The sequence below is a fragment of the Variovorax sp. genome (genome assembly GCF_035634955.1).
GTDB lineage: Bacteria > Pseudomonadota > Gammaproteobacteria > Burkholderiales > Burkholderiaceae_C > Variovorax.
On record NZ_DASQBZ010000021.1, the window covers coordinates 148,004 to 164,947 of the forward strand.

Annotated in this window: 13 protein-coding genes; 6 read left to right on the forward strand and 7 right to left on the reverse strand. The window is 69.5% G+C overall.

Annotated elements, in window-relative coordinates:
• Positions 1 to 5: 5 nt before the first annotated feature.
• Both VES41_RS11500 and VES41_RS11505 read left to right on the forward strand, forming a co-directional pair.
• Positions 6 to 833 (forward strand): proteasome-type protease, encoded by an 828-nt coding sequence (locus tag VES41_RS11500; RefSeq protein ID WP_324816710.1) that lies wholly within the window; start codon positions 6 to 8, stop codon positions 831 to 833.
• A 49-nt stretch (positions 834 to 882) separates the two neighbouring features.
• Positions 883 to 1,683 carry an alpha/beta hydrolase gene (locus VES41_RS11505; RefSeq protein ID WP_324816711.1) on the forward strand — a complete coding sequence of 267 codons (801 nt, stop codon included), beginning with the start codon at positions 883 to 885 and terminating at the stop codon, positions 1,681 to 1,683.
• Positions 1,684 to 1,705: 22 nt separating this feature from the next.
• On the opposite strand, the gene VES41_RS11510 is transcribed toward VES41_RS11505, so the two are convergent.
• The 6 genes from VES41_RS11510 to VES41_RS11535 form a co-directional block, all read right to left on the reverse strand.
• Entirely contained in the window at positions 1,706 to 2,680 is a 975-nt protein-coding gene (locus VES41_RS11510; RefSeq protein WP_324816713.1) for a porin, read from the reverse strand.
• A gap of 99 nt (positions 2,681 to 2,779) precedes the next feature.
• Entirely contained in the window at positions 2,780 to 3,604 is an 825-nt protein-coding gene (locus VES41_RS11515) for an undecaprenyl-diphosphate phosphatase (protein ID WP_324817020.1), read from the reverse strand.
• Between the two features lie 69 nt (positions 3,605 to 3,673).
• The gene (locus VES41_RS11520) at positions 3,674 to 5,125 is read right to left on the reverse strand and encodes an efflux transporter outer membrane subunit (RefSeq protein WP_324816714.1); all 1,452 of its coding nucleotides are present in this window, start codon (positions 5,123 to 5,125) and stop codon (positions 3,674 to 3,676) included.
• Positions 5,126 to 5,133: 8 nt separating this feature from the next.
• A complete protein-coding gene (locus VES41_RS11525) occupies positions 5,134 to 8,388 on the reverse strand; it encodes an efflux RND transporter permease subunit (protein WP_324816715.1) in 3,255 nt (1,084 codons plus the stop codon).
• Between the two features lie 19 nt (positions 8,389 to 8,407).
• On the reverse strand, positions 8,408 to 11,659 hold the full coding sequence (locus VES41_RS11530) for an efflux RND transporter permease subunit (RefSeq protein WP_324816717.1): 3,252 nt from the start codon (positions 11,657 to 11,659) through the stop codon (positions 8,408 to 8,410).
• A gap of 46 nt (positions 11,660 to 11,705) precedes the next feature.
• On the reverse strand, positions 11,706 to 13,220 hold the full coding sequence (locus tag VES41_RS11535) for an efflux RND transporter periplasmic adaptor subunit (RefSeq protein WP_324816718.1): 1,515 nt from the start codon (positions 13,218 to 13,220) through the stop codon (positions 11,706 to 11,708).
• Positions 13,221 to 13,491: 271 nt separating this feature from the next.
• Between VES41_RS11535 and VES41_RS11540 the strand changes: the two genes are divergently transcribed.
• The 4 genes from VES41_RS11540 to VES41_RS11555 are packed head-to-tail and all read left to right on the forward strand — an operon-like array spanning position 13,492 to position 16,466.
• Positions 13,492 to 14,067, forward strand: coding sequence for a DUF6622 family protein (locus tag VES41_RS11540; RefSeq protein ID WP_324817023.1), 576 nt, complete (start codon positions 13,492 to 13,494; stop codon positions 14,065 to 14,067).
• Between the two features lie 39 nt (positions 14,068 to 14,106).
• Positions 14,107 to 14,418 (forward strand): 2TM domain-containing protein, encoded by a 312-nt coding sequence (locus tag VES41_RS11545; protein ID WP_324816719.1) that lies wholly within the window; start codon positions 14,107 to 14,109, stop codon positions 14,416 to 14,418.
• 46 nt (positions 14,419 to 14,464) lie between these two features.
• On the forward strand, positions 14,465 to 15,577 hold the full coding sequence (locus VES41_RS11550; RefSeq protein ID WP_324816721.1) for a sensor histidine kinase: 1,113 nt from the start codon (positions 14,465 to 14,467) through the stop codon (positions 15,575 to 15,577).
• A gap of 31 nt (positions 15,578 to 15,608) precedes the next feature.
• Positions 15,609 to 16,466, forward strand: a complete 858-nt coding sequence (locus VES41_RS11555) for a LytTR family DNA-binding domain-containing protein (RefSeq protein WP_324816723.1) — start codon at positions 15,609 to 15,611, stop codon at positions 16,464 to 16,466.
• A gap of 63 nt (positions 16,467 to 16,529) precedes the next feature.
• Here VES41_RS11555 and VES41_RS11560 read toward each other — a convergent pair whose 3' ends face one another.
• Positions 16,530 to 16,910 carry a hypothetical protein gene (locus tag VES41_RS11560; RefSeq protein WP_324816724.1) on the reverse strand — a complete coding sequence of 127 codons (381 nt, stop codon included), beginning with the start codon at positions 16,908 to 16,910 and terminating at the stop codon, positions 16,530 to 16,532.
• Positions 16,911 to 16,944: the final 34 nt, after the last annotated feature.

Consider the following 16,944-nt stretch of genomic DNA (forward strand, 5'->3'; position numbering starts at 1 on the left):
TTCACATGACCTATTGCGTCGGCATCAAGATCAACGCCGGACTGGTGTTCCTGTCGGACTCGCGCACCAATGCCGGCGTCGACCACATCAGCACGTTTCGCAAGATGATCGTCTACGAGCGCCCTGACGATCGCTTCATGGTGCTGCTGTCGGCCGGCAACCTGAGCATTTCGCAGTCGGTGCGGGAGATGCTGCAGGTCGAGGAACTGCGCGAGCACGAGGACGCGCCGCCCATCACGATCTGGAACGCGCGCAGCATGTTCGATGCCGCGCGCGTGCTCGGCTCGGCGGTGCGCCACGTGTACGAGCGTGACGGCGAGGCGCTCAAGCAGGCCGGGCTGGACTTCAACGTCACTTTCATCTTCGGCGGCCAGGTCAGGGGCGAAGGCATGCGCCTTTTCATGGTGTATGCCGCCGGCAACTTCATCGAGGCGACTTCCGAGACGCCCTACTTCCAGGTCGGCGAGTCCAAGTACGGCAAGCCGGTGCTGGACCGCGTGCTGACGCCGAACACGCCGCTGGACGCCGCCGCCAAGTGCGCGCTGGTGTCGATGGACTCCACCATGAAGTCCAACCTCTCGGTCGGCCTCCCGCTGGACCTGGTGGTGTACGAGGCCGACGCCTTGCAGACCGACCGGGTGTTCTGCGTCGATGGCGACAATCCCTACTACCGGATGCTTCACACCACCTGGGGCGAGAAGCTGCGCGAGGCGTTCGACAGCCTGGACGACCCGGCCTGGGACGGCAGCGCCGCGGCATCGCCGCTGCGCGTGCCGGCGGCGCGCCACAACGCGCTGCGAAAGATCTCGAACTCCTCCGAAAAACTCATCTGACGCCAGCAGACAACGCGCGCGCCTTCGGCGCCGCGGCCCCAGCATGCGCATGCCCCCCATTGTCTTTTCTCACGGGAACAGCTTCCCGGCGAGTACCTACCGCGTCATGCTCGACAGCCTGCGCAACCGCGCCTTCGACGTCGACGCGATCGAGAAGTACGGCCACGATCCGAAGTACCCCGTCACCGACAACTGGCCGCACCTGGTGCAGCAACTGGCCGATTTCGCGCAGGAGCGCGCCGAGTTCGCCGGCGGCCCGGTATTCCTTGTCGGTCACTCGCTGGGCGGCTTCCTCAGCCTGATGTGCGCGGCCCGCCACCCGGACCTGGCTTGCGGCGTGGTGCTCATCGACTCGCCGCTGCTGGGCGGCTGGCGCGCCGGCGCCCTGGAACTGGTCAAGCGGACGCCGCTCATGAAGAGCGTGTCGCCCGGCGTCGTCAGCCGCAAGCGGCGCAACCGCTGGGAGCACCGGGAGGCCGTGTTCGAGCACTTCCGCAACAAGAAGGCCTTCGCCAAGTGGGACGAGCAGGTGCTGCGCGACTACATCGAGCATGGCACCTTCGACGACGAGGACACCCGTTTGCTGAGCTTCGACCGCGACGTGGAAACCGCCATCTACGACTCGCTGCCGCACAATCTCGGCGGCCTGCTGCGCCGGCATCCGCTCAAGTGCAAGGCCGCCTTCATCGGCGGACGCCAGTCGGTCGAGATGAAACGCGTAGGCCTGGCCATGACCCAGCAGGTCACGAAGGGGCGCATCACCATGATGGACGGCAGCCACCTGTTCCCCATGGAGAAACCGATCGCCACCGCCGCCGCCGTCGAGGCGGCGCTTCGCAACATGCTCTGAGCGCGGGCGCGGACCCGCGCCGTCAGAAGGTGTGGGTGATGCCCACGCCGAACATGTCGGCGTCACGGTCCGTGTAGTCCTTGCGCGCAACGTCCAGGTAGACGCTGGTGCGCTTGGAAAAGGCGTAGCCCACGCTGGCCGTGTAGGTGCGCTGGGCGGCACGTTCCTCGTCCAGGTCGAGCTGGCCGAAGCCGGCACGCAGCGTGATGCGGTCGATCACGTACTGGGCGCTGGCGGTGTAGACCTTGGCCACAGACAGGCCCGACTCGCTGCGGTCGTAGGCGCCGAACAGGCTGAAGTCGCCGAACGTGCCGCGCAAGCCGACGAAGGTGTCCTCGTCGCCGCGGCTGTTGCGCTCGCTCGACACCATGGCGGCGAGCATGTCGCCCTCGTACAGCAGCGTGGCGCCCCAGGGCTGCTCGGGCGATTCGAGGCCCTGCCCGCGCACGTTCTCGTTTGCCGCGGTGCTCAGGTGAACCGAGAAGCCGCTGTACACCGGCGAGTCGTAGATCACCGCGTTGTTGATGCGGCCGTAGTCGGGTGTGCCGGCGTTGGCGGTCGGGTCCGACGGGTAGTTGTAGTGCCAGATGTCCCAGGCCGGCGAGGCGATGCGGTCGAAGTTGCCCCAGGCGTCGAACTTCCAGTCGAAGCTGTACATCGCGTCGAGCATGCGACCCACGCGCACGTGGCCGAATGCGCCTTTCAGGCCGACGGTTGCCTCGTCGTGGAAGAAGGGCTTGTCGGTTTGCTCGAGTTGGCCGGTGTCGGTCTCGAACCGGGTGCTGAGCCTGAACGTGGTGGCGAGCCCGCCGCCCAGGTCTTCCTTCCCGCTGATCGCGATGTTGCTGCGGGAAATGGGGCCGACCTGCCAGGTCTTGCTGGTGTCGCGGTAGACACCGATGTCGATCATGCCGCTGATGTTGACGCTCGACTGGGCGAGCGCGGGGCCGGCGGCCCCGAGCAATGCCGTGGCGGCGGCGAGGGTGTGACGCTTCATTGATTTCCTCCTCTGGTTTCCATTGGCGCTCGTAGGCGGCGCCGTCAGTCACGAGGGTAGATCATCGCATCACGGCCGCGCCCGGCCCGGCGAAGCGGGTCAGTGGCTCCAGTCGACCACGCCGCTCCAGGCCGTCAACCACACGATCAGGCCGAACACGATCCGGTACCACGCGAAGGGTACGAAGTCGTGCGAGGAGATGTAGCGCAGCAGCCAGCGCACGCAGACCCAGGCGCTGAGGAATGAAAACAGCAGGCCCACGGCGAACAGCGGCAGGTCGGCCATCGACAGAAGCGCGCGCTCCTTGTAGAGGCTGTAGATGCCCGCGCCGATCAGCGTCGGCATGGCCAGGAAGAAGGAGAAGTCGGTCGCGGCCTTGCGCGACAGGCCCAGCAGCATGCCGCCGATGATGGTGGACCCGGAGCGGCTGGTGCCCGGCACCAGCGCGAAACACTGCACCAGGCCGACCTTGAGCGCGTCCCAGGGCGTCAGGTCGTCGACGTTCTCCACCCGCACCGAACCCGGCGGGCGCTTTTCCGCCCACAGGATGACGAAGCCGCCCACGATGAAAGTGGTGGCCACCACGATGGGCGTGAACAGGTGCGCCTGGATCGCCTTGCCGAATGCCAGGCCCAGCACCACCGCCGGGCAGAAGGCGATCAGCACGTTGAGCACGAAGCGCCGGGCCTTGGCCTGGCGCGGCAGCGCCACCACGGTCGAATGGATCTTGCTCCAGTACACCAGGATCACGGCGAAGATGGCGCCGGTCTGGATGGCGATCTCGAACACCTTGGCCTTGTCCCCGCCGAAGCCCAGCAGGCTGCCCGCGAGAATCAGGTGACCGGTGGACGATATGGGCAGAAATTCGGTCAGGCCTTCGACGATGCCCATCACCGCGGCCTTGGCCAGCAACACCAGATCCAACATGCGCTCCTTGGAGAAAGAGCCTGGATTATCGCCACCGGCCGCGTCGGGCCTTGTCCGACAATGCGCTCAGCGCGCCGCGGCGGCCTCCGTGGCCGCCTGCGGCGCCAGCCACTGCGCCTGCCAGCCGCCGCCCAGCGCCTGGATCAGCGCCACCGCGGCGACCTGCTGCGCGACCTGCAGCTGCAGCACACTGCGCCGGGCATTCAACGCCGAGGCCTGCGCCACGACGACCTCGGTGTAGGCGACCTGGCCGGCCCGGTAGCGGTTGCCGATCTGCTGCTCGGTCTTGTCGGCGGCCGTCGAGGCGATGCGCGACTGCCCGAGCTGCTCGGCCAGGCTGACGCGCGCACTCAGCTGGTCCTCGACCGCCTGGAAGGCACCCAGCACGGTCTGGCGGTAGTTGGCCACCGACGCCTGGTGCAAGGCCTTGGCCTGGTCGACACGTGCCCCGATGGCACCGGCATCGAACACCACCTGGGCCATCGACAGGCCGACCGACCAGAGCGCGTCCGAGGCGTTGAACAGGTCTGAGAAACGCGACGTGGAACGGCCGAGCGAGGCATCGAAGCTGAAGCTCGGGTAGTAGGCCGAGCGCGCGATGCCGATCTGCGCGTTGGCCGCCGACACCGCCCGCTCGGCGGCGGCGATGTCGGGCCGGCGCTGCAGCAACTCCGACGGCAGGCCGGGCGGCAGGTCCGGCACCACCGGCTTCCAATCGGCCGTCGGCAGGCTGAACTCCGCCGGCGGCACGCCGACGAGCACCGCGATTGCATGCTCCAGTGCCGCGCGCGTGCGAACCAGCGCGGCGCGCTGCTGGCGCGTGTTGGCCAACAGCGTCTGCGCCTGCAGCACGTCGCTCTGGGCGGCGATGCCGGCCTCGTAGCGGTTGCTCGCGATCGCGAGGGATCGCTCGTAGCCGTCGATGGTGGTGGACAGCGCGGCCAGCTCGGCGTCGGCCTCGCGCAGCGAGAAGTAGTCGGTGGCAAGCTCGCCCAGCATGGACAGGCGGGCGGCAGCGAGGTCGGCCTCGCTGGCCTGGGCCTGGGCTTCGGCACTGCCCACCGACTCGCGCAGCCGGCCCCACAGGTCCGGCTCCCACGACGCGCCGAGCGACACGCTGTTGCTGCCGGTGGCATTTGAACTGCCGTTGCCGCGTTCGCCGCTGCGTCGCGCGCTGGCCGACAGGCCCAGCGTCGGAAACAGCGCCGCACGCTGCTCGCGTACCGCCGCCTGCGCCTGCGCATAGGCAGCCGCGGCGGCGGCGATGTTCTGGTTGTTCACCTGCACCTTGTCGGCCAGCTGGTCGAGCAGCGGATCGTCGAACAAAAGCCACCACTGTCCACGCGCCATGGCATCGGCGGGCGTGGCCGGTACCCAGCCGGCGGCGACGGGCATTTCCTTCCAGGCCGCCGACACCGGCGCGTCGGGGCGCTGGTAGGACGGGCCGACGGCGCATCCGGCCAATGCCGCCGTCAGCAGCAGCGGGAACAGGAGAGGACGGGATTGGTTCTGGAACATACGCAAATTCAGGCCTGCTGCGCGTCGGCCTGGCCGGCACGGCTGAGCGCGCGCTCGTCGCCGGTACGCCGGCGCAGGCGGTCGAGAAGAACATAGACCACCGGCGTGGTCAGCAAGGTGAGCAGTTGGCAGGCCAGCAGCCCGCCGATGATCGCCACGCCCAGTGGCTGGCGCAGTTCCGAGCCGAGGCCGAAGCCGATCGCCAGCGGCAGCGCGCCCAGCATGGCGGCCAGCGTGGTCATGAGGATCGGGCGCAGGCGCAGCAGGCAGGCCTCGCGCACCGCCTCGGCGGCATCGAGGCCGCGCGAGCGCTGCGCCTCCAGCGCGAAGTCGATGATCAGGATGGCGTTCTTCTTGACGATGCCGATCAGCAGGAACAGGCCGATCAGGGCGATCACCGACAGCTCCATGCGCAGCAGCATCAGCGCCAGCACCGCGCCCACGCCGGCCGATGGCAAGGTGGTCAGCACGGTGATCGGGTGGATGAGGCTTTCGTAGAGGATGCCCAGCACGATGTAGATCACCACGATGGCCGCGACGATCAGCAGCGCCTGCTGGCCGGCCGTCTCGCTGGCGGCCCGCGCCGTGCCCTCGAAGCTGCCGCGCACATTGATCGGCATGGCGATGTCGGCCTCGGCCTGCTTCACCGCGCGCTGCGCATCCTGCAGGCTCACGCCTTCGGGCAGGTTGAACGAGATGGTGCTCGAAAGCTCGGTGTCGTCGTGGCTGATGGAGCTGGGCACGGCCCGCTCGGCCAGTTGCGCGAAGGCCGACAGCGGCACCATGTGCGTGGTGTCGGTGGCCAGCGCCTGCCCGGCGGACGAGCTGCGCGCGCCCGGGTTGGCCGAAGTGGTGGTCGACGTGCCGGTGCTGCTGTCGGTGTCCTGCTCGACCGACGTCAGCACGCTGGCGCCGCTGGCGCTGCTCGCGGCGTTCAGGGTCGAGGGCACCCAAAGGTCGCTCAAGACCACCGGCGACGGCTGGAAGCGCGGCGCCCACTCCATGATCACCGAGTACTGGTTTCGGTCGTTGTAGATGGTGGCGACCGAGCGCTGGCCGAAGGCGTTGTACATGGCGCTGTTGATGGCGGTCGAGCTGACGCCCAGCCGCGCGGCTGCATCGCGGTCCACCTTCACGTAGGTTTCCACGCCGTTGTCCGAGCTCTCGCCGTCCACGTCGGTCAGTTCCGAATACTGGCCCATGCGCTCGGTCAGCTTCGCCGACCAGGTTCGCAGGTCGGACAGACTGTCGCTCTTGAGCGTGTACTGGTAGGTGGAGTTGCTGCGCCGCCCGCCCATGCGCAGGTCCTGCACGGGTCCGAGGAAGATCCTCAGGCCGGTGATGTTGTTGAGCTGCGGACGCAGCCGGTCGATCACCTGCTGCGTCTTCTCGTCGCGTTGCCCGACCGGCTTGAGGTTGACGAACATGAAGCCGCCGCCGGCGCGCGAGCCGCCGCCGAAGCCCACCACGGTGTCCACGGCAGGGTCCTTGTTGATGATGTCCACCGCCTGCTTGAGCTTGGCCGTCAGCGCGGTCGACGAGATGCTCTGGTCGGCGCGGATGCCCGCCATCATCTGGCCGTTGTCCTGCTGCGGAAAGTAGCCCTTCGGAATGGCCGCGAACAGTGCGTAGTTCAGGCCCAGCACGATCAGCAGGATGGCCACCACCAGCGCCTTGTGCGCCAGTGCCCAGTCCAGGCTGCCGGCGTAGGTGCGCAGCACGAACTGCCAGCCGCGCTCGGCAGCCGCCGCCAGTCGCCCGGGCGGACGCGCCTGGTAGTGCGACTCGGCACGCAGGAGCGCGGCGCACATCATGGGCGTGGTGGTCAGCGAGACGACCAGCGAGATCAGCACCGCCGCCGACAGCGTGACGGCGAACTCCGAGAACAGCCGGCCCACCTGCCCGCCCATGAACAGCAGCGGAATGAACACCGCCACCAGCGACAGGCTGATCGACAGCACGGTGAAGCCGACCTCGCGCGCGCCCTTGAGCGCTGCCTCGACGCGGCCCATGCCGGCTTCGATGTGGCGCTGCGTGTTCTCCAGCACCACGATGGCGTCGTCCACCACGAAGCCGGTGGCCACGGTCAGCGCCATCAGGCTCAGGTTGTTGAGCGAGAAGCCGAGCAGGTGCATGACGCCGAAGGTGGCCATCAGCGACACCACGGTGGCCACCGCCGGGATGACGGTTGCGCGCGCGCGACGCAGGAACAGCCCCACCACCAGCACCACCAGCGCCACCGAGATCATCAACGTCAGCTCGACCTCGTGCAGCGAGGCGCGGATGGAGTTGGTGCGGTCCGAAGCCACATGCGCCTGGATATCCGCCGGCAGCTGGGCCCGCAGTTCCGGCAGCAGGTTGCGCACGCCGTCCACGGTCTCGATGATGTTGGCGCCGGGCTGCTGGGTCACCAGGACGATCACCGCCGGCTCGCCGTTGAACAGGCCCACCGTGCGGGTGTTCTCCACGCTGTCCGTGACCCGCGCCACGTCCGACAGGTGCACCGCCGCGTTGTTGCGCCAGGCGATCACCAGGTCGCGGTAGTCGGCGGCGCGCAGCCCGGGCGCCGGCGTGTAGATCTGCAGCCGGCGCTCGTCGCTCTCGATCACCCCCTTGGGCCGGTTGGCGTTGTTGGCCTGGATGGCGGCGCGCACGTCCTCGGTGCTGATGCCCATGCGGTTGAGCGAGAAGGGCTCCAGCTCGACCCGCACCGCCGGCAGCGAGCCTCCCCCGATCTCCACCTCGCCCACGCCCTCGACCTGCGACAGCCGCTGGCTGACGATGTTGGACACCGTGTCGTAGACCTGCCCGGGTGTGCGCGTCTTGGAGGTCAGCGCCAGGATGATCACCGGCGACGCCGCCGGGTTCACCTTGCGGTAGGTCGGGTTGCTGCGCAGCGTGGCCGGCAGGTCCACCCGCGCCGCGTTGATGGCCGCCTGCACCTCGCGCGCGGCCGAGTCGATGTTGCGCGAAAGGTCGAACTGCAGCGTGATGCGCGTCTGGCCGTTCGAGCTGTTCGACGTCATCTCGTTGACGCCCGGGATCACGCCCAGGTAGCGCTCGAGCGGCGTCGCCACGCTGGTGGCCATGGTGTTGGGGCTGGCGCCGGAGATGCTGGCGCTGACCGAGATGGTCGGATAGTCCACCTGCGGCAGCGGCGCCACGGGCAGCACGAAGAAGGCCATCATGCCGGCCAGCGCCAGGCCGACGGTGAGCAGCACCGTGGCGATCGGTCGCAGCACGAACAGGCGCGAGAAGTTCATGGCGGCGGCTCCCGTCGCCTCAGCGCGGGGCATCCTCCAGCGCCGGTTCGGCATTGCCGGAGGAACCGCGCCGCCAGCGCCCGACGCGTCGCCCCAGCCGGTCGAAGGCCAGGTACACCACCGGCGTGGTGTAGAGCGTGAGCGCCTGCGACAGCACCAGGCCGCCGAAGATGGCCAGGCCCAGCGGCCGGCGCAGTTCCGCCCCTTCGCCGAAACCCAGCATCAGCGGGATGGCGGCACCGAGGGCGGCCAGGGTGGTCATCAGGATCGGCCGCAGGCGCAGCAGCGCCGCCTGGTGGATGGCCTGCTGCGGCGGCAGGTGCTCGTTGCGCTCGGCGTCGATGGCGAAGTCGATCATCATGATCGCGTTCTTCTTGACGATGCCGATCAGCAGGATGATGCCGATGATCCCGATCACGCCCAGGTCATTGCCGGTGAGCCACAGCGCCAGCAGCGCGCCGACGCCGGCCGACGGCAGCGTGCTGAGGATGGTCAGCGGGTGCACGTAGCTCTCGTAGAGCACGCCGAGCACGATGTAGACGCACACCACCGCCGCCAGGATCAGCCAAAGCTGGCTGGTGAGCGATTTCTCGTAGGCACCGGCCGCGCCCAGGAAGCGCAGCGTGATGCTCGCCGGCACGCCGATGTCCTGCGCCGCCTGGCGGATCTGGCCCACCGAGCGCCCCAGCGCCGCGCCCGGCGCGGTGTCGAAGCCGACGGTGGCCGCCGGGTACTGCGCCACCCGCGTGACTTGCAGCGGCGCCAGTTGCTCGCGCACGGTGGCGAAGGCCGACAGCGGCGTCGCCGCACCGCCGCCCGTCTTGAGCTGCAGGTTGCCCAGCCCGTCCACCGAGTCGAGGCCCTTGCGCTGCGCCTCCAGGATGACCCGGTACTGGTTGGTCTCGGTGAAGATGGTCGAGACGATGCGCTGGCCGAACGCGCTGTACAGCGCGTCGTCGACCGAGCTGGCTGTGACCGACAGGCGCGACGCCGTGCTGCGCTCGATGTCCACGTAGGCGGCCAGCCCCTGCGCGCCGGCATCGGTGGTGGCATTGCGCACCCACGGCGCGAACTTCGGCTCCTGCAGCCTGGCGACGAGCTTGTTGGCCCATTCGTTGACCTGGGTGGTGTCTGCGCCTTCGAGCGAGACGCGGAACTCGGTCGGGCCGGATTCGGCGTCGATGGTCAGGTCCTGCGTGGGCTGCATGTACAGCTGCACGCCGGCCACCTGGCGCGTGACCTCGCTGCGCAGCCGATCCATCAGTGCCTGCTGGCTGCCGTGGCCGCGCTCGAAGTTCAGCTGCATGCTGCCGGTGTTGAGCATGGTGTTGTTGGCCGCATCCACCCCCACCACCGAGCTGATGCTGCGCACGGCCGGGTCGGCCATCACGACCTGGGCGACCTGCTGCTGCAACTGCGCCATGCGCGCGTACGACACGTCCTGCGCCGCCTCCACCCGCACCCGCAACTGGCCGGTGTCCTGGGTCGGGAACAGTCCCTTGGGAATCGCGACGTACAGCAAGGCCGTGAGCGCCAGCGTGCCGACCGCCACCACCAGCACCAGCGGCTGGTGGCGCAACACCCAGTGCAGCTGCTGGTCGTAGCGGCGCACCACCTTGTCGAAGAAGCCCTGCACCGCCACCGCCAGGCGGCCCTGGCCGGACACTTCCTCGTGGCGCAGCCAGCGCGCCGACATCATCGGCACCAGCGTCAGCGAGACCACCGCCGAGATCAGGATGGTGATCGCCAGCGTGACGGCGAACTCGCGGAACAGGCGCCCCACCACGTCTTCCATGAACAGCAGCGGGATCAGCACCGCCACCAGCGACACGGTCAGCGAGATGATGGTGAAGCCGATCTGCGCGGCCCCCTTCAGCGCGGCGGCGAAGGGCGCCTCGCCCTCCTCGATGTAGCGCGCGATGTTCTCGATCATGACGATCGCGTCGTCCACCACGAAGCCGGTCGCGATCGTCAGCGCCATCAGGCTCAGGTTGTTGAGCGAATAGCCCAGCAGGTACATCAGGCCGCAGGTGCCGATCAGCGAGATCGGCACCGCGATGCTGGCGATCAGCGTGGCGCGCACGCTGTGCAGGAACAGGAAGATGACCAGCACCACCAGCAGCACCGCCAGGGCCAGCTCGATCTGCACGTGCTCCACCGAGGCGCGGATGCCGGTGGTGCGATCCGACAGGACCTCCACCTTCAGCGAACCCGGCAACGCGGCCTGCAGCTCGGGCAGGCGCGCCCGGATGGCGTTGACCGTGGCGATCACGTTGGCGCCCGGCTGCCGCTGGACGTTGACGATCACCGCGGGGTGGATGTTGGCCCCCACGCTCGGCACTGACGTGTCCTCGCTGCCCCCCGAGGGGGCGCTCGCCGCCTTGGGGCCCGGCGGCGGTTCGGCCGCGGCCACGGCCTTGGCATCGTCGGTTCCGGGCTTGAGGGAAGCCCAGGCACCCAGCTGCGTGTTCTCGGCGCCGTCGACCACGCGCGCGACGTCGGCCAGGCGCACAGGCGCGCCGTTCTTCCAGGCAACGATCAGGCCCTTGTAGTCGGCCGCTGTGACGAGCTGGTCGTTGGCGTTGATGGTGTAGGCGCGCAGCGGGCCGTCGAAGCTGCCCTTGGCACCGTTGGCATTGGCGGCACTGATCGCATTGCGCAACGTGTCCATGCCGATGCCGGCCGACGCCAGCGCGTTGGTGTCGGCCTGGATGCGCACCGCCGGCCGCTGGCCGCCGGCCAGCGTGACCAGGCCGACGCCGCTGACCTGGCTGATCTTCTGCGCCAGCCGCGTGTTGACCAGGTTCTGGACCTCGGTCAGCGGCATCGTGTCGGAACGCACCGCCAGCGTCAGCACCGGGGCATCGGCCGGATTGACCTTGGCGTAGACCGGCGGCGCCGGCAGGTCGGCCGGCAGGAACGAACCGCCGGCATTGATTGCCGCCTGCACCTGCTGCTCGGCCACGTCGAGGGTCTGGTCGAGGTCGAACTGCAGCGTGACGATGGACACGCCGGCGGCGCTGATCGAGCTCATGCGGTTGAGCCCGGACATCTGCCCGAACTGGCGCTCCAGCGGCGCACTGACGGTACGGCTCATTACCTCCGGGCTGCCGCCGGGGTAGAGCGTCTGCACCTGGATCGTCGGATAGTCGACCTGCGGCAGTGCCGACAGCGGCAACAGGCGCAGGCCCACCAGGCCGGCCAGGACGATGGCCAGCATGAGCAGGCCGGTGGCCACCGGTCGCTGAATGAATGGACGCGAGGGACTCACTGGGCGGACTCCGGGCGGCGATTCGCAGGCATGCGGGCCGCCAGCGTCATTGGTTGGGCGCCTGGCGCCGGCGGCGCTGCGACATCTGCTGCCAGCGCTCCAGGGCCTGCGGATCGCCCCGGTCGATCGACTCGAGGAACGCCTTGCGCTCGGCCAGCTTCGCGGCGTCGCCGCCGGCCGAATCCAGGATGCGCTGGCGCTGCTCGGCCGTGGGCGGAGCGATCGGGCGCGGGGCCGGCGCCTCGGCCGTTTCCGAGCCGTTGCGCGCGGCCGGCTGGCCGGCCACGGCCGGGCCGCCACGCTTGCCGCCATTGGCAGCGCCCGGCGCCGGCGCCTCGCCCTGCAACTGCACACGCGTGCCATCGTCCAGGCGGTCTCCGCCCTCGGTGACGACCAGGTCGCCTTCCTTGACGCCGGTGCGCAGCTGCACCCATTCGACCGTGGTCTCGCCGCGCTGCACGGTGCGCATCTGCACCTTGCGGTCTTCGCCGATCACGTAGACGTAGGCACCCTTCGGGCCGTTGCGCACGGCAGTCACCGGCACGACCAGCGCGTCCACCACCCGCAGCGTGATGCGCACGTTGACGAACTGGTTGGGAAACAGCGTGGCCGCGGCATTGTCGAAGCGCGCCTTGGCCTTGACCGTGCCGGTGCTCACGTCGACCACGTTGTCCAGGGTGGAGAAACGGCCAGTGTCCAGCGTCTCGCTGCGGCCACGGTCCATGGCCACCACCTGCATCTGCGCGCCGGCCCCGGTCTGGCGCTGGATCGCCGGCACCTGGTCCTGCGGCACGGCGAACTGCACGTCGATCGGGTTCATCTGCGTGATGACGGCGATGCCGGTGCTGGCATTGGCTGCCACCGTGTTGCCCGGGTCGACGGCGCGCAGCCCGATGCGACCGTCCACGGGCGACGCGATGCGGGTGAACTCCAGGTTCAGGCGCGCGCTGGCCACGTTGGCCTTGTCGGTGATGATGGTGCCTTCGAGCTGGCCGACCAGCGCCGCCTGGGTATCGACCTCCTGGCGGGCAATGGAATCCTGGCCGAGCAGCGTGCGGTAGCGCTGCAGCGTGACGCGCGCCGCCTGCAACTGCGCCTCGTCGCGCTGCTGCGTCCCTTGTGCCTGCGCCAGCGCCTGTTCGTAGGGCCGCGGGTCGATGCGGGCCAGCAACTGGCCCTTCCTGACCTGCTGGCCTTCGGTGAACAGCACCTCGGTGAGCACGCCGCCGACCTGCGGCTTGAGCGTCACGGTGGCCAGCGGCGTGACCGTGCCCAGCGCATCCAGCGTGATCGGCAACTGCATGCGCTGCACCGCCGCATGGCCCACGGTGACCGTCGGCATGCCGCCGAAGCCGCCCGGCCCGCCCGGGCCACCGAAACCACCGCGGCTGCTCGCGGGGTGCTTGATCAGGTACCAGCTGCCGGCCACCAGCGCCGCGGCCAGCACAATGGCGATGGCGGTCCCCCAGCCGCGCCGCCGGCGCCGGCGCACCGCGCTGGCGTCACCGGCATCGGGGCCGGGGTTGGATTCTTCGCGTGACGCGCTGGGCGGCTGGGACATCGGCAATGGCTGGCTTGGGTTCTTGTGTGCAGGCACGGCTGTGCGTGCGCCGGGCCCGATGCGCCGGCCGCAAGACCGGACGGCGACAGCTTCGAGCAGTCGTCGAGTAGACGCGGCAATCGTAGCTGCGATCGCTTACCGTCCGTAAACGGCTGGTAAAGCCTTTGTGTTCCATGCCGTGCCGGCGCATTTCGCGCCGCCTGGCGGCATTTCGTCGCATCCGGGTGGCCCGGGCCGGCCGCCATCGCCACAGTTCGCTCAGGGCAGCGCCATCGGGGCCGCCTCCCTCCCCCAAAACCTTGCACAGGAGCCTTCCATGCTGATCCAGATTCTCTCGCACACGCCCACCTGGGTGTTCGGCCTCTTCGCCCTGCTGCTGTGGCTGGGCGGGCGCCAGTTGCGCGCCGGCCAGGCCAGCCTGGGACGCGTGGCCGTGATGCCGGTGGCCATGACCGGCCTGTCCGTGTACGGCCTCTTTTCCTCCTTCGGCCACAGCCCCTTGGCGCTCCTGGCGTGGCCCCTGGCGGCCGCGGCGGCCGCGGCGCTCGTGCTGCGCCGTCCGCTGCCCGCCGGCGTGCGGTTCGAACGCGCGGCACGCGTGTTCCACATGCCCGGCAGCGCCGTCCCGCTGGTGCTGATGATGAGCATCTTCTTCACCAAGTACGTCGTCGGCGTGCTGTCGGTGATGCATCCCGCGCTGGTTCACCAGGACATCCCGGCGCTGACCGTCGGCCTGTTGTACGGCGCCTTCAGCGGCATCTTCCTGGGCCGTGCCGTGCGCCTCTGGCGCCTGGCGCTCGGCGCCCAGGGCGGCAATGCCCCGGCCCCGGCGCTGGCTGCCGACTGACCAGCCACAGCTGTCTTCCCACCTCCAAGGAGAACCGACATGAAGACCTCGACCCGCCTGTACGCGCAGTCTCGCGATCCGGATACCGACCTCGACCGCCTGGCGCGCCGCCGCGCCCGCGCCAAGATGGGCTGGCTGCTGCACGCCACCGTGTTCCTGGCGGTCAACGCCTTCCTGGTGGTGCTGTCGCTGTCCACCGGACGGCACTGGGCAATCTACCCGTTGCTCGGCTGGGGCCTGGGCCTGGCCATCCACGCGGCCGCCGTCTGGCTGCTGGCCCCGGGCGGCGCACTGCTGCAACGCCTGGTCGACCAGGAGCGGTCGCGCCTGGGGCAGCGCGATCCCTGGTGAGGCGCCCGCCGCTCACCGCGCCCGGCATGCCCGCACAATCGGCGCCATGACAGCCTTCAGCATCGACTGGCGCCAGGTGCTGCGCCACTACCTCCAGGTGGTGGCGTTCTGCTTTGCCATCGCGGCGATCAACACGGCGATCTGGCCCGACAAGGGCTACGGACGGCAACTGGGCTACTCGCTGCTCATCGGCAGCCTCGTCTGGGGCGTCATCGAGTTCGGCCGCTACCCGCTGCGCCGGCCGGACGACCCGGGCGGCTGGCCCCAGGGCTGGCGCCGGGTGGCACTCACCGCCGCTGGCATCGTGCTCGGTTTCGCCGTCGGCTCCACGCTGGGCGACATGCTGTTCAACGACGGCAACGCGACCCTGATGCGCATCGACCGCGAGTCGCGCATCGGGTGGCTGATCACCGTCGCGGCAGGCATCGCCGGCAGCTACTTCTTCTACTCGCGCGGCCACCGCGCCGCGCTGGCCGCACGGGTCAATGCCGCCGAGCGCGACGCCTCCGAGGCGCGCCTGAAGCTGCTGGAATCGCAGCTCGAGCCGCACATGCTGTTCAACACCCTGGCCAACCTGCGCGTGCTGATCGGTCTCGATCCGGCGCGCGCGGTGGCCATGCTCGACCGGCTCGACAACTACCTGCGGGCAACGCTCGCCGGTGCCCGCGTGCTGTTGCATCCGCTGGACGCCGAGTTCGAGCGGCTGGGCGACTACCTGGCACTGATGGAAGTGCGCATGGGCGAGCGGCTGCGCTACACGCTCGAGTTGCCGCCCGAGGCGCGGCACCTGCAGATACCGCCGCTGCTGCTGCAGCCCCTGGTGGAGAACAGCATCCGGCACGGGCTGGAGCCCAAGATCGAGGGCGGCGAGATCCGGGTGCGCGCCACCATCGGACGCGCCGACGGATGCACGAAACCGGCCCTGTTGCTGGAGGTGCTCGACACCGGCATCGGCCTGCCTGCAGCAGACGCGCCGGCAGGCACGCCGGGCGCCATCCCGTGGGAAGCCGCAGGCAACGTGGCGAACGGTGGCTTCGGCCTGTCGCATGTGCAGGAGCGGCTGACCACCGTCTACGGGTCCGCCGCCCGCTTTACCCTGCGGCCGCGCCCCGAAGGCGGCACCGCGGCGCAGATCCACATTCCCATGGAGAACGCATGACAACCGCACCGGCCATGCCAGGCATCGCCCCATGAACGCCACCGCCCTCATCGCCGAAGACGAACCCCTGCTGGCGCAGGCGCTGCGCATGGAACTTCAGGCCGCCTGGCCGGACCTGCAGGTGCTGGCCACCGTGGCCGATGGCCAGAGTGCCGTGCGCGAGGCGCTGGACCGGCTGCCGCAGGTGTTGTTCCTGGACATCCGCATGCCCGGGCTGGACGGGCTGGGCGCGGCCATGGAGCTGGCCGATCGCTGGCCGGTCGACGAGGCCCCGATGCCGCAGCTGGTGTTCGTCACCGCCTATGACGAGTACGCGGTGCGTGCGTTCGAGGCGCAGGCCATCGACTATGTCCGCAAGCCGGTCCAGGCCGAGCGGCTGCGCAAGACGGTCGCGCGGGTGCAGCAGGCGCTGGGCAGCCAGTCGGCCATTCATGCAGAAGCGGCGCGCGCGACTGGCGGCGAACAGGCCGCCCTGGAACACATGCTGACCCAATGGCGCCGCGTGATCGACGCCGCCGGCGCCACGGGCGGCGTCGCGCCGGGTGCTGCGGGTTCGGCGCCGCTGAAGTTCATCACCGCGAGCGACGCCGGCGGCCAGACGGTGCGCATGGTGCCGGTGGCGGACGTGCTGTATTTCGAAGCCGCCGACAAGTACGTCCGCGTGCTCACGGCCACGCAGGAGCACCTGATCCGCACGCCGCTCAAGCAGTTGCTGCCGCAGCTCGATCCGCAGGCGTTCTGGCAGGTTCACCGGGCCGTGGTCGTGCGCAGCGATGCCATCGAGGTGGTGCAGCGCGACGAATCGGGCCGTCTCTTCCTCCAGTTGCGGGGCCGGCCCGAAAAGCTCACTGTCAGCCGGCTCTACGCGCACCTGTTCAGGGCCATGTGACGCCCCAAGCAAAACGCCCCTCGCAAGGAGGGGCGTTGCGGAGCGGACCGGAGCCCGCGTTGCTCAGCGGTAGCCGCGGCCGTGATGGCCACCCCCGCCGTGGTAGTGGCCGCCGCCACCGTGGTAGTAACCACCGCCGCCACGGTAATACCCGCCGCCACGGATGTAGACCGGCGCCGGACGATAGTAGACGGGCGGCGCGCCGTAGTAGACCGGCGCCGGGCGCACCACCACCGGGGGCGGCGCATAGTAGACCGGTGCGGGCGGATAGTAGACGGGTGCCGGTGCGTAGTAGCCGGGCGCCCCGGCACCGACGACGACACCAGGCACGCCGATGCCCACGGACCAGGCCACGCCCGCCGATGCGGTGCCGGCAGCAGCCAGCGCGCCGGCCGCGATCAGCGAGGCGGCCGACCACTTCAAGAAGGAAGTAGAAAGTTTCATGGTGGTTTCTCCTGGAGGCCCGTAGACCCCATGT

Bases quoted from the DNA above. Each gene is read 5' to 3' on its own strand.
- VES41_RS11500 (WP_324816710.1), top strand. From the start codon at position 6: ATGACCTATTGCGTCGGCATCAAGATCAACGCCGGACTGGTGTTCCTG.
- VES41_RS11505 (WP_324816711.1), top strand. From the start codon at position 883: ATGCCCCCCATTGTCTTTTCTCACGGGAACAGCTTCCCGGCGAGTACC.
- VES41_RS11510 (WP_324816713.1), bottom strand. From the start codon at position 2,680: ATGAAGCGTCACACCCTCGCCGCCGCCACGGCATTGCTCGGGGCCGCC.
- VES41_RS11520 (WP_324816714.1), bottom strand. From the start codon at position 5,125: ATGTTCCAGAACCAATCCCGTCCTCTCCTGTTCCCGCTGCTGCTGACG.
- VES41_RS11525 (WP_324816715.1), bottom strand. From the start codon at position 8,388: ATGAACTTCTCGCGCCTGTTCGTGCTGCGACCGATCGCCACGGTGCTG.
- VES41_RS11535 (WP_324816718.1), bottom strand. From the start codon at position 13,220: ATGTCCCAGCCGCCCAGCGCGTCACGCGAAGAATCCAACCCCGGCCCC.
- VES41_RS11545 (WP_324816719.1), top strand. From the start codon at position 14,107: ATGAAGACCTCGACCCGCCTGTACGCGCAGTCTCGCGATCCGGATACC.
- VES41_RS11550 (WP_324816721.1), top strand. From the start codon at position 14,465: ATGACAGCCTTCAGCATCGACTGGCGCCAGGTGCTGCGCCACTACCTC.
- VES41_RS11555 (WP_324816723.1), top strand. From the start codon at position 15,609: ATGAACGCCACCGCCCTCATCGCCGAAGACGAACCCCTGCTGGCGCAG.
- VES41_RS11560 (WP_324816724.1), bottom strand. From the start codon at position 16,910: ATGAAACTTTCTACTTCCTTCTTGAAGTGGTCGGCCGCCTCGCTGATC.